At 55.2% G+C, this 13,761-nt stretch carries 6 protein-coding genes; 5 read left to right on the top strand and 1 reads right to left on the bottom strand.

All coding sequences use genetic code 11. The annotated features are described in order from the left end of the window. Positions 1-171: 171 nt before the first annotated feature. The gene (locus DRI82_RS09620) at positions 172-3,513 is read left to right on the top strand and encodes a diguanylate cyclase (protein WP_114193271.1); all 3,342 of its coding nucleotides are present in this window, start codon (positions 172-174) and stop codon (positions 3,511-3,513) included. Positions 3,514-3,561: 48 nt separating this feature from the next. Here the strand turns inward: DRI82_RS09620 and alkA are convergent, their stop codons facing one another. After that, positions 3,562-4,476 (bottom strand): DNA-3-methyladenine glycosylase 2, encoded by a 915-nt coding sequence (gene alkA / locus DRI82_RS09625; RefSeq protein ID WP_245956804.1) that lies wholly within the window; start codon positions 4,474-4,476, stop codon positions 3,562-3,564. Positions 4,477-4,634: 158 nt separating this feature from the next. Between alkA and yegD the strand changes: the two genes are divergently transcribed. The 4 genes from yegD to mdtC all read left to right on the top strand — a co-directional run bounded on the left by yegD (position 4,635) and on the right by mdtC (position 13,760). Next, a complete protein-coding gene (gene yegD / locus DRI82_RS09630; RefSeq protein ID WP_114193273.1) occupies positions 4,635-5,987 on the top strand; it encodes a molecular chaperone in 1,353 nt (450 codons plus the stop codon). Between the two features lie 308 nt (positions 5,988-6,295). After that, entirely contained in the window at positions 6,296-7,555 is a 1,260-nt protein-coding gene (locus tag DRI82_RS09635) for an MdtA/MuxA family multidrug efflux RND transporter periplasmic adaptor subunit (RefSeq protein WP_114193274.1), read from the top strand. Beyond that, complete coding sequence (locus DRI82_RS09640) at positions 7,555-10,677, top strand: MdtB/MuxB family multidrug efflux RND transporter permease subunit (RefSeq protein ID WP_114193275.1); 3,123 nt, start codon at positions 7,555-7,557, stop codon at positions 10,675-10,677. The genes DRI82_RS09635 and DRI82_RS09640 overlap by 1 nt, the downstream gene beginning before the upstream one ends. Next, complete coding sequence (mdtC, locus tag DRI82_RS09645) at positions 10,674-13,760, top strand: multidrug efflux RND transporter permease subunit MdtC (RefSeq protein ID WP_114193276.1); 3,087 nt, start codon at positions 10,674-10,676, stop codon at positions 13,758-13,760. Before DRI82_RS09640 ends, mdtC begins: the two co-directional genes overlap by 4 nt. Position 13,761 lies beyond the last annotated feature (1 nt).

Raw genomic sequence — 13,761 nt, forward strand, 5'->3', positions numbered from 1 at the left:
GCGCGTTACAGACCAGGCTACCGTTCAGATTGTGAATCAGCATTTCTTAACCGGGGTGGACTGAGTTAGAATCATGCGAAATATTTATGAATATTTTTCTGATGGCGGCCAGGGCTGCATGCCTCACCCCTTCCCGTTCAGAAGCGACGCTTAAAAGGTTTATTTGTGGAAATGATCCCTACAGATCCGCTGCATAATAAAAAGCACTGGCAAGACGCGATATGGCTGAGCCTGCTGATTCTGTTGCTGGCGTCGTTCTGCCTGAACTTTACCATTATGCCGAATCATTTGGTTTCACTCTGGCTTCCGACCGGCGTGATGCTTGCCGCGCTTTACCGGCATCCGTACCGGCAATGGCCTTTGATATTGCTCGGTTCTGCGCTCGCCATCTCGCTGGCACATATCATTTTTGGTACGCCAACCGCCCAGTATCTGCCTCTGGTTGCGCTCAATCTGCTGGAAGCGACGGTTGGCGCGGGACTCCTGCGCCGGTTGCTGCCAACACACGATCCGTTGAATGGCCTCGCCAACTGGCTCAAATTTGTCGTGGCTGCGGTACTTTTCACCCCCTTGTTCAGTGCCATCCTGCTGGTTTTACCCGCTTTGCCCAGCGGCCCCACCTTACAGCAGGATTTCAGTATGTGGTTCATGTCGGAGTCCGTGGGTATTCTGGCAGTAGCTCCCCTGGCATTGCTCTATCAACGCAATTCCCTGTCGCGCCAACTGAAATCGCCCAGCCTTTATGAGTTGGTGGTGACATTGATTTTGGCCCTGTTTGCCAGTTATTTATCGCTGATTTATCTGGTTTCCCCCTTCGTCTTTATTATTATTCCCCTGCTCTGGTCGGCCACCCGCTTGTCCCGTATGGAAGCATTCAGCGTATTTTTCTGCGTGACCCTGATGATTACGCTGTTATTAATCAGCGGAAAAATCAACATCATGCTCTACAATGCCAAGCCGTCATTTACCCTGATGTATGTCCCGCTACTGCTGATTCTGCTCCCCGCCAATGCCATGGCGATGGTGATGCACGCCTTGCGGGTGGAGAAAAGCCATATTGCCGAGAGCGAAAACCGTTTTCGCAACGCGATGGAGTATTCCGCGATTGGCATGGCACTCGTTTCGCCACAGGGGAACTGGCTGCAGGTCAACAAATCGTTATGCATGCTGCTGGGTTACAGCCCGGAGCATCTGAAAAAATTAACGTTCCAGGAGATTACCCATCCCGACGATCTCAGTACCGATCTGGAAAAGCTCACCGATCTGCTGGATGGCAACATTCAGAACTATCAGATGGAAAAGCGTTATCTGCGCAAAGACGGTGAAATGGTTTGGGCACTGCTGGCCGTCTCGCTGGTACGCGATGCCGATCACCAGCCGCTCTATTTTATCTCGCAGATTGAAGATATCAGTGAACTCAAACAGACCGAACAGATCAATCGCCGCTTGATGGAGCGTATCACCGTGGCGAATGAAGCCGGTGGAATCGGTATCTGGGAATGGGATATTGAATCAAGGACGTTTAGCTGGGACAAACGCATGCGTCAGCTCTACGATCTGCGTGATGACGAATCCCCCTCCTACGAACTGTGGGTGGAACGTCTCCTGCCTGAAGACGTCGAGCGGGCAGAGAGTGAACTGCGCGCGGCAATGGAGCAGAAACAGCCCCTGACTCTGGAATTCCGTATCCATACGGCAGAGGGCGGCGTGCGTCACATCCGCTCACAGGCCAATTTAATCTTTGATGATCATGGCAATATTAAGCGCTTGTTGGGCACCCATGTTGACATGACCGAAATCAAGCAACTTTCCGAAGCACTTTATGAAGAAAAAGAGCGCCTGCACATCACGCTCGACGCCATCAATGAAGCGGTGATCTGTACCGATCACCAGATGCGCGTCACCTTTATGAATCCGGTGGCGGAGAAAATGACCGGATGGTCGATGTCGCTGGCACAGAACCAACACATCGACGAGATCGTCGAATTGACCAAAGGCCGTAACGGTCAGGCCATAGAAAGCCTGCTGGAATTTGATCTGCATGAAAATCTGCACTCTTCAATCGACCAGTCGCTGGTATTGCGCAGCCGCAAAGGTGATATGTATGAAATACAGCAGGCTATCTCACCGCTGAAAACCATCGACAACGAGAGGCTGGGCATTGTGCTGGTGTTGCAGGATGTCAGTAAGTCGAGGGAATTGATGAGAAAACTCAGTTACAACGCCTCACATGACATGCTGACCGGTCTGCCCAATCGCGCCAGTTTTGAGAAAAGCCTGCTGGATGCATTGGACATTACCGCTCAACAGAATAAAAATCACTGTCTGGCCTTTCTCGATCTCGATCGTTTCAAAGCGGTCAATGACACAGCAGGCCATGCGGCGGGTGATGAACTGCTGCGCCAACTGAGCCAACTGATGCAAAACACGCTGCGCAACAGCGATTGTGTGGCACGTCTGGGGGGCGATGAGTTCGCGATTTTGCTGCTCGATTGTGGTCTGACGCAGTCGAAAGAGATCGTCGGTGCGCTGGTGGAAAAAATCAATGATTTCCATTTTCACTGGAAGAATAAACTCTATCGAATTGGTGCCAGCGCGGGCGTAACAATGATTCACAGCGGCAATATGAAAGCCAGTGAACTTATGTCACAGGCTGATATCGCCTGTTATGCCGCCAAACACAGCGGTCGCGGCCACGTAGTCAGCTATGAGGCAAAACAAAAACTGCTGCTCGGGCATCATCATACCCTGCTTACGTCCGAGCAGGTCGAAGACATATTACAGAATAACCACCTGACGCTGATGGCGCATGCCGTATCGCCGCCCAAAACCCCGCTGTCGGTCTGTTTCTATCACATCGACTTTGTCGTCAAGTCACTGGACGAAGCAACGATCTCGCCGGACGTATTCCTGGCCAGCGCCGCACTTCATGGCCGGTTGGTAGATGTCGATTATTGGATGATTTGCCAGACGCTGAATGAATATTCCGAGGCTATCGCCAACAAGGGCATTGCGATCTCCCTCCCCCTCTCATCAGAGGGTGTGGCTTCTGCTGGATTGCGCGATTATCTGTTGCTGACGCTGGATGCGACGCCCATTCACCCGATGTCCATCCATGTGATGATCGACGAGGCGATTATATTGCATCCACAGCCTGAACAGGCCGAATTCATTGAGCAGATCCGCCAGCGTGGCTGTCGATTGATTATGAATAATGTCGGGCATCATTTGAGCGGCCTGAATGAACTGGAACCAGATAGCATCGACTATCTGCGACTCGATAAAAAAGTTGTTCCGCAGGTTCACGTTAACCAGATGGATGAAATTCTGATCAATATTGTCCACGGTACATCGCACCGGCTTGAAGCCCAGACGTTGGCCGGCCCGGTCGATAATCAGGCGGTGTTGTACAAACTCATCGAGATGAATATCGACCTGGTGGAAGGCGAGATGATCAGTTCCCCCCAGACGCTGGACAGCCTGTTGAACAGCGGCTATTTCGGTATCCGCTGATGCGCTGTGGCTGATTTCACTGCCTGATCGTGCCGTCGAATAGCGGGATCAGGGCAACCATTGCGCGTTATGCCATAAATGCAGGGTGGCGTAAGAGCGGAACGGTTGCCAGCGCTGGGCGTAGCGGACGATCTGCCCCGGCGTCATGGCCGGAAAGCGTTGCTTGATCAGATAATCACCAGTCAGAAAAACATCGGGGGCGGACCAGGCGCGCATCGCGATATAACTGGCGGTCCACGCACCAATGCCCGGCAGCGCCCGCAGCGTCTTCATTCCCGCTTCGGTATCCTCTGCGGGCTCCAGCGAAAGCCGCCCCTCGGCTACCGCCTGCGCCAGCGCAATCAATGAAGCCGAACGCTTCGCCTGAACGCCAATCGATCGCAGATCGTCGACCGTCAGTAACGCAATCTGTTGGGGCGTAGGGAAGAGACGGCTTAGTCCACCATGCGGTTGCGCGAGGGTTTCGCCCCAGCGGTGGGTCAGGCGCTGCGTCAGCGTTGCCGCCATTTTCACGCTCACCAGTTGCCCCAGAATCGCCCGCACCGTCTGTTCAAAACAATCCACACACCCCGGTAAACGCAATCCTGGGCGATCTTGCGCCAATGCCCCAAGGCTTGTGCTGATTAGCCCAGGATTGGCATCCAAATCAAATAAACGGCGCGCCCGGGCGATCGCCGTATCTGCCACACCGACCAGTGACGGTGAAATATCCAGGATTAACGCATTCGCCTGTGCGGCAGGGCGCAAACTTATCCACCCCTGCACATTTTGCGCACTCTGCACATCATTGTTCAGATTCAGGGTCACCGTGCGTTGATAACCACCGTCAGCGATCTCCTCGACGCCAGCCACCGCACGATGCTGTAGGAAATGCAACTGGGCTGACCAATCATAGGGGGGCAGATACGGGAGCAAAAAACGCGTTGGCGAAACCGCCTCTGCCAGTTGGGGTTGTAGTGTCACAGCGTTTTCCCTGTCATGAAGAAGAGTGTTCAGTGTAAAGCGTTCCGGCATAAATGCGCCATCCCGCGGTAAAAAACTCGCCCTGGACTCGCCTCAGACTTGCCCGCACCACGGCTCTCGGGTAAAGTCGCCCCCCTTCACAGGCATGGGGAAAAAGTATGTTTATTGGTTTTGACTACGGAACAGCCAATTGTTCGGTCGCAGTAATGCGTGACAATAATGCAGAATTATTGGCATTGGAGAATGACGAGCCTTATTTACCCTCAATGCTCTGTGCCCCAACGCGGGAAGCGGTCAGTGAATGTTTGCATCGCCATTGGCAGGTACCGACGGGGAGCGATGAGAACCAGCAGTTGCTGCGGCGTGCTGTTTCTTTCAACCGTGAAGAAGACATTCCAGTCAGTCACGACAGCGTACAGTTTGGCTTGCAGGCGCTGGCGCACTATATCGACGATCCTGAAGAGGTCTATTTCGTTAAGTCACCCAAATCCTTTCTGGGTGCCAACGGACTGAAACCGCAGCAGATTGCCATGTTTGAAGATCTGGTCTGCGCCATGATGTTCCACATCAAGCGTCAGGCGGAAAACGTCTTGCAACAGAGTATTGCCCAGACGGTGATTGGTAGGCCCATCAACTTTCAGGGGACCGGCGGTGAAGAGGCCAACCGCCAGGCGGAAGGTATTTTGCTGCGTGCTGCACAGCGCGCCGGTTTCAGGGATATCGCGTTCCAATTCGAGCCGGTTGCTGCCGGTCTGGACTATGAAGCCACGCTGCGCGATGAGAAAACCGTGCTGGTGGTGGATATCGGCGGCGGGACAACCGACTGCTCCGTACTGTTGATGGGGCCACAGTGGCGCGATAAGGCCGATCGTCAGCAAAGCCTACTGGGCCATAGCGGCTGTCGGGTGGGCGGAAACGATCTGGATATCATGTTGGCATTCAAGCAGTTGATGCCGCTGTTCGGCATGGGCAGCCAGACAGAAAAAGGGATCGCCATCCCGGCCCTGCCCTACTGGAATGCGGTAGCCACCAATGATGTCCCGGCACAAAGTGATTTCTACAGCACCGCCAATGGCCGCTTGTTGCGTGATTTGATCCGTGATGCCGCCAATCCGGAACAGGTAAAACGTCTGCTGAAAGTCTATCAGCAGCGCCTGAGCTACCGACTGGTACGTGCTGCGGAAGAGAGCAAGATCGCGCTGTCGGCTGAACCGCAGATCACCACTGCACTGGATTTCGTTGAACGTGCGCTGGCCGAAAACATTAGCCAACGGCAGTTGCAAGATGCCATTAGCCAACCGCTGGAACGTATTCAGGAGCAGGTGAGCAGCGCGCTGGCCACCAGCAACATCACGCCGGAGGTCATCTACCTGACCGGCGGCAGTGCGCGCTCTCCGCTGTTACGCAGCGCATTGCAGGCGCAGTTGCCGGGAATTCCGCTGGTGGGCGGCAATGATTTTGGCTCCGTCACTGCCGGACTCGCTCGCTGGGCGCAGACGCTTTTCCGCTAAACCTCCGCGCTTATCCGCTTATCGCGTTAAAAAAATCCCGCTGACCAAATGGTTCGCGGGATTTTTCATTGCAGTGCGGGTATCAATATTGACTGGCTTGATTAACGAAACCGTTATAGGTCATATAAAAATGAGTCTCCGGCTCAATATAAAGAGAGTATCAACAGTTCAAGACAAAGGCTGACACTTACTCCTTATTTCCTTCATTCTTTATGCCCTATAAACTCGCTAAACTAGTATCCTGTATCGAATACGCCCCCCTGATGGTTTGCCTCACAATTTGTCCTATGGAGAGTAAATTCAGCACTATGAATGCGACCCCCAAAAAAGCATCACGCCTGCGGCTTGTGCTGGTACTGATTATTACGGCGATTGCCGCCTTTGCCATTTGGCACTTTTTCTTTGCCGAGCGAACAGCGTCTACCACCGCTCAGACGGCGACAAATCAGGGCCGGGGGGGCGCCGGAGGAAGACACAATCTTCCGCTGTCACCGGTGCAGGCAGCGACAGCAACCGAACAGTCGATACCGCAATTCCTTTCGGGATTGGGAACGGTGACCGCAGCCAATACGGTGACGGTGCGTAGCCGGGTAGACGGTGAACTGATGGCCCTGCATTTTACCGAGGGGCAACAGGTCGATGCGGGCGATCTGCTGGCGGAGGTTGATCCGCGGCCTTATGAAGTCCAACTGACGCAGGCGCTAGGACAGTTGGCGAAGGATCAGGCGACGCTGGCCAACGCACGCCAGGATTTGTCCCGCTATCAGAATCTGGCTAAAACCAACCTGATTTCCCGTCAGGAACTGGATGCGCAACAGTCGCTGGTTCGTGAGACTGAAGGCAGCGTCAAAGCCGATCAGGGTGCCGTCGACAGCGCAAAACTGCAACTCACTTACAGCCGCATCACCGCGCCGATCAGCGGCCGCGTTGGTTTGAAACAGGTCGATGCCGGTAACTACATCACCAGCGGTGATACCACCGGCATTGTGGTGATCACCCAGACGCACCCGGTGGATGTGGTTTTCACCTTGCCAGAAAACAATATTGCCACCATCGTGCGCGCACAAAAATCAGGTAACCCGGTCATCGTGGAAGCCTGGGAGCGAACCAATACCACCAAGATCACTCAGGGCCAATTGCTCAGTCTGGACAATCAGATCGATACCACGACGGGGACGATCAAACTCAAAGCCCGCTTTGATAATCAGGACGACGCACTGTTCCCCAATCAATTCGTCAATGCGCGGATAAAAGTCGATACCTTGAAAAATGCCGTCGTCGTGCCGACAGCCGCCGTACAGATGGGCAACGAAGGTAACTTTATCTGGGTTCTGAACGAACAGAACAAAGTGAGCAAACACCTCGTTACGCTCGCAACCCAGGACAGTCAGCAGGTGGTGATTGCCTCAGGACTGAGTGCGGGTGAACGTGTCGTGACTGACGGTATTGATCGCCTTACCGAGGGCGCACAAGTTGAGGTTTTAACCAATAAAACCGACGCCAGCAGCGAGCAAGTGCCAGAGAAAACTGCGTCTGAAGGCAAACGCCACGGCCAGAGGAAATCCTGATGCAGGTGATGCCGCCCGACAATACTGGTGGGCCTTCACGCCAGTTTATTCTCCGGCCTGTCGCGACCACGCTGCTGATGATTGCCATCCTGTTGGCGGGCATTATCGGTTACCGCGCGCTGCCCGTCTCTGCCCTGCCAGAAGTGGATTATCCTACGATTCAGGTGGTGACACTCTATCCGGGTGCCAGTCCGGACGTCGTGACCTCGGCGATCACCGCGCCGCTTGAACGCCAGTTTGGCCAGATGTCTGGCCTGAAGCAGATGTCATCGCAAAGTTCCGGCGGTGCGTCAGTGATTACCCTGCAATTTCAGTTGACGCTGCCGCTGGATGTCGCAGAGCAGGAAGTGCAGGCGGCGATCAATTCTGCCACCAATCTCCTGCCCTCCGACCTGCCCTATCCGCCGATTTACAGCAAAGTTAACCCGGCAGATCCGCCGATCATGACGCTGGCGCTGACCTCTGGCGCCATGCCGATGACCCAGGTGGAAGACATGGCCGAGACGCGCGTGGCGCAAAAAATCTCTCAGGTCAGCGGCGTGGGTCTGGTGACTATTTCCGGCGGGCAGCGTCCTGCCGTGCGCGTCAATCTCAATGCCGGTGCTGTGGCCGCGCGTGATTTGGATAGCGAAACCATACGCACCGCCATCGCCAATGCCAACGTCAACTCCGCCAAAGGCAGCCTCGACGGCCCAACCCGCTCCGTTACGCTTTCCGCCAACGATCAAATGAAATCTGCGGAGGATTATCGTCAGCTCATCGTCGCTTACCAGAATGGGGCCCCGGTGCGGCTGGAAGATATTGCGACCATTGAGCAAGGGGCGGAAAACAACAAACTGGCCGCCTGGGTAGGGAAACAACCGGCGATTGTGCTGAACGTTCAGCGACAACCCGGTGCCAATGTGATTACTACCGCCGACAGCATCCGCGACATGCTGCCGACGTTGAAACAGAGTTTGCCGAAATCCGTCGACGTCCAGTTGGTCACCGACCGTACCACCACCATTCGTGCGTCAGTCAGCGATGTGCAGTTTGAACTGCTGCTGGCCATCGCGCTGGTCGTGATGGTGATCTACCTGTTTTTACGCAATCTGGCGGCGACAATTATTCCCAGCGTGGCGGTACCGCTGTCATTGGTCGGTACCTTCGCCGCCATGTATTTCCTCGGTTTCTCCATCAACAATCTGACCTTGATGGCACTGACCATCGCCACCGGTTTCGTGGTGGATGACGCGATCGTCGTGATTGAAAACATCTCGCGCTACATCGAAAAAGGGGAAAAACCGCTGACTGCGGCGCTGAAAGGGGCAGGCGAAATCGGCTTCACCATTATCTCGCTGACCTTCTCGCTGATCGCCGTGCTGATCCCGCTGCTGTTCATGGGCGATATCGTTGGTCGCCTGTTCCGCGAATTTGCCGTGACGCTGGCGATAGCCATTCTGATTTCTGCCGTGGTCTCCCTCACCCTGACGCCAATGATGTGCGCGCGCATGCTGAGTTATGAATCGCTGCGCAAGCAGAATCGCTTTTCACGCGCCAGTGAGCGGGTTTTCGACCGCGTCATCGCGGGTTACGGCCGCTGGCTGAAAGTGGTTCTCGATCACCAACTGTTAACCCTCAGTGTCGCTTTTGGCACGCTGTTGCTGACGGTGTTGCTGTATCTGATTATCCCCAAAGGGTTTTTCCCTATTCAGGACAACGGCCTGATTCAGGGCACAGTGGAAGCGCCGCAATCGGTCTCTTTCAGCAACATGGCGGAGCGCCAGCAGAAAGTGGCGGCGATGATTTTGCAGGATCCGGCGGTGGCAAGCCTGACCTCATTTATCGGCGTCGATGGCACCAATGCCACGCTGAATACCGGACGTTTGCAGATCAATCTTAAACCGCTCAGTGACCGCAGTGAGCGCGTCAGCGAGATCATTCCGCGTCTGCAACAGCAGGCCGATAAAATCCCTGGGGTGCGACTGTATCTGCAACCGGTACAGGATCTGACCATCGATACCCAGGTCAACCGCACACGGTATCAATTTACGTTGCAGGCGATGTCGCTCGAAGAATTGAGCAAATGGGTGCCGCTGTTGGTGGATAAGTTGCGTGAAGCGCCGCAATTGCTGGATGTCAGCAGCGACTGGCAGGATCAAGGGCTGGTAGCCTTTGTGAATGTCGATCGTGATACCGCCAGCCGATTGGGGATCAGCATGTCAGATATTGATAATGCGCTGTACAACGCTTTTGGACAGCGGCTGATTTCGACCATTTATACCCAGGCCAACCAATATCGGGTGGTGCTGGCACATGACACCTCGGCCACGCCTGGGCTGGCGGCCTTTAACGATATCCGTCTGACTGGCAGCGATGGAACGGCCATTCCACTGAGCAGCATCGCGAAAATTGAAGAACGCCTTGGGCCGCTCTCTATTAACCATCTCGATCAATTTCCGTCGACCACCGTATCGTTCAACGTCAGCAGTGGTTATTCATTGGGTGAAGCCGTTGACGCCGTGACCAGCGCCGAGCAGCAACTCGATTTACCGCAGGATATCACCACCCGTTTCCAGGGCGCGACGCTGGCATTCCAGGCGGCGCTAGGCGGCACATTGTGGCTGATTCTGGCGGCCATTGTGGCGATGTATATCGTTCTCGGTATTCTCTACGAGAGCTTTATCCACCCGGTCACGATCCTGTCCACGTTGCCTACCGCCGGTGTCGGTGCGCTGCTGGCGCTGATGATAGCGGGGAATGAACTGGATGTTATCGCGATCATCGGCATCATTTTGCTGATTGGTATCGTCAAGAAAAACGCCATCATGATGATCGACTTTGCGCTGGCAGCGGAACGGGAACAGGGGCTGTCGGCTTACGACGCGATCTATCAGGCATGTTTACTGCGTTTCCGGCCGATTCTGATGACCACGCTGGCCGCGCTATTGGGCGCATTGCCACTGATGCTCAGTACAGGCGTCGGAGCTGAACTGCGCCGCCCGCTCGGCGTATGTATGGTCGGCGGACTGGTGATGAGCCAGATTCTGACGCTGTTTACCACGCCAGTGATCTATCTGCTGTTTGATAAACTGGCTCGTCCTGCGCGCAATCGCAAGGCGGAGGAGCAGCAGACCCTGTGAAATTTTTTGCGCTGTTCATCCACCGGCCCGTCGCCACCACCCTGCTGACGCTAGCCATTTTGCTGGCGGGGATCCTGGGTTTTAATCTGCTGCCGGTCTCGCCGCTGCCGCAGGTGGATTATCCGGTTATTTCAGTCAGCGCCTCTATGCCGGGTGCTGACCCGGAAACGATGGCGTCCTCCATAGCAACGCCGCTTGAACGCGCGCTGGGGCGTATCGCCGGGGTCAATGAAATGACCTCAATGAGTTCGCTCGGCAGCACGCGCATTATCCTGCAATTTGATTTCAATCGTGATATCAACGGTGCCGCGCGGGATGTGCAGGCGGCGCTGAATGCGGCGCAAAGCCTTTTGCCAACCGGTATGCCAAAGCGCCCCAGCTACCGTAAAGTGAATCCGTCTGACGCACCGATCATGATCCTGACGCTGACGTCAGACACTTACAATCAGGGGCAACTCTACGATTTCGCCTCAACCCAACTGGCGCAGAAAATAGCCCAGATGGACGGCGTGGGCGATGTGTCCGTCGGGGGCAGTTCGCTGCCTGCGGTGCGGGTCGAACTGAATCCGCAAGCGCTATTCAATCAAGGTGTGTCGCTGGACAGCGTGCGACAATCCATCGCCGATGCCAACGTGCGCCGACCGCAGGGTGCGGTTGAAAATACCGATCGACGCTGGCAGGTTCAGGCCAATGACGCGCTGAAAACGGCGAAAGAGTATCAGCCGTTGATCGTGCATTACAATAGCAACGGCAGTGCCGTGCGGCTCAGTGATGTGGCAACGGTCAGAGACTCGGTTCAGGACGTGCGCAACGCCGGGATGTCCAACGCGGAACCCGCTATTTTGCTGATGATTAGCCGCACCGCCGATGCCAACATTATCGCCACGGTCGACAGGATCCGTGCGGCGATCCCGGCGCTGCGAGAGTCCATCCCCACCTCGATAAAACTCAGCATCGCCCAGGATCGATCCCCCACAATCCGCGCTTCTTTGCGGGAAGTTGAGCGCTCGCTGGCTATCGCCGTAGCGCTGGTGATCCTGGTGGTATTCGTCTTCCTGCGATCGGGCCGGGCGACCCTTATTCCCGCCGTCGCGGTGCCGGTTTCGCTGATTGGCACCTTTGCTGCGATGTATCTGTGCGGGTTCAGCCTGAATAACCTGTCTCTAATGGCGTTGACGATTGCGACAGGCTTCGTGGTGGACGATGCGATTGTGGTGCTGGAGAACATTTCACGCCACATCGAGGCCGGAATGAAGCCGCTGCAAGCCTCACTGCAAGGGGTGAAAGAGGTCGGTTTCACCGTGCTCTCAATGAGTATGTCGCTGGTGGCGGTCTTTATTCCCCTGCTGCTGATGAGCGGCTTGCCGGGGCGGCTGTTCCGGGAGTTTGCCGTCACGCTGTCGGTGGCAATTGGTATCTCATTACTGGTTTCGCTTACACTGACGCCAATGATGTGCGCCCGTTTACTCAAACCCGTTAAACCGGGCAGCCAGCCTCGCACCCGCGGTTTCGGCAAAGTTCTGCTGGCCCTGCAGCAGAAATATGGCCGCTCGTTGAACTGGGTATTGAATCATTCCCGCATCGTGCTGGTGGTATTGCTGGCAACCATTGCGCTGAATGTGTGGCTCTATATCAGCATTCCCAAAACCTTTTTCCCGGAGCAGGATACGGGCCGACTGATGGGCTTCATTCAGGCCGATCAGAGTATCTCTTTCCAGTCGATGCGCGGAAAACTGCAAGATTTCATGAAGATTGTCCGTGAGGATCCGGCTGTTGATAACGTGACTGGTTTCACCGGCGGTTCCCGTACCAACAGCGGCTCAATGTTCATTTCGTTGAAACCACTCGGCGAGCGCAGTGAGAGTGCCCAGGAAGTCATTGCCCGCCTGCGGATCAAACTATCCAAAGAGCCGGGAGCCAGCCTGTTTTTGATGGCGGTGCAGGATATCCGTGTCGGCGGACGGCAGGCCAACGCCAGCTATCAATACACCCTGCTGGCCGATGAACTCAGCGACCTGCGCGAATGGGAGCCGAAAATCCGCAAGGCGCTGGCGACGCTGCCCCAACTGGCCGATGTCAACTCTGACCAACAAAATAACGGTGCAGAAATGGCGCTGGTCTACGATCGTGAGACGATGGCACGACTGGGGATCAACGTCTCGCAAGCCAATGCCTTGCTGAATAACGCCTTCGGCCAGCGGCAGATCTCCACTATCTATCAGCCGCTGAACCAATACAAAGTGGTGATGGAAGTCGCACCGCAATATACGCAGGACGTCAGTTCGCTGGAAAAAATGTTCGTGATTAATGAGGATGGCAAGGCCATTCCGCTCTCCTACTTCGCGCACTGGTTACCGGCCAATGCCCCGCTGGCGGTGAACCATCAGGGGCTGTCTGCCGCCTCGACCATCGCTTTCAACCTGCCGGAGGGCGTCAGCCTTTCTGAGGCAACGGATGCCGTGGAGCGCGCCATGACCCAACTCAGCGTTCCTACCTCAGTGCGTGGGATATTTGCCGGTACGGCGCAGGTTTTCCAGGAAACGTTGAAATCCCAGTTGATTCTGATCATCGCGGCGATCGCCACCGTCTATATCGTCCTAGGGGTATTATATGAAAGTTATATTCACCCGCTGACTATTCTTTCGACGCTGCCTTCTGCCGGGGTCGGTGCATTACTGGCGCTGCAACTGTTTGGTGCGCCCTTCAGCCTGATTGCGTTAATCGGCATTATGCTATTGATAGGTATCGTAAAGAAGAATGCGATTATGATGGTCGACTTCGCGCTGGACGCGCAGCGGCGAGGCAATCTGACGGCGAGGGAAGCGATTTTCCAGGCCAGTCTGCTGCGCTTCAGACCCATTATGATGACCACGTTGGCAGCACTTTTTGGCGCGCTGCCTTTGATGATTGGCAGCGGCGACGGGGCGGAATTGCGTCAGCCGCTGGGGATAACCATCGTCGGTGGTTTGGTCATGAGCCAGCTTCTGACGCTGTATACCACGCCGGTGGTGTTTCTTTATTTTGATCGTCTGCGCGTAAAATTTAGCCGGAAGCCTCGCGCCGAAAGCCTTACCCAATCTTAAC

It is taken from the genome of Edaphovirga cremea (assembly GCF_003332275.1).
GTDB classification, from domain to species: domain Bacteria; phylum Pseudomonadota; class Gammaproteobacteria; order Enterobacterales; family Enterobacteriaceae; genus Edaphovirga; species Edaphovirga cremea.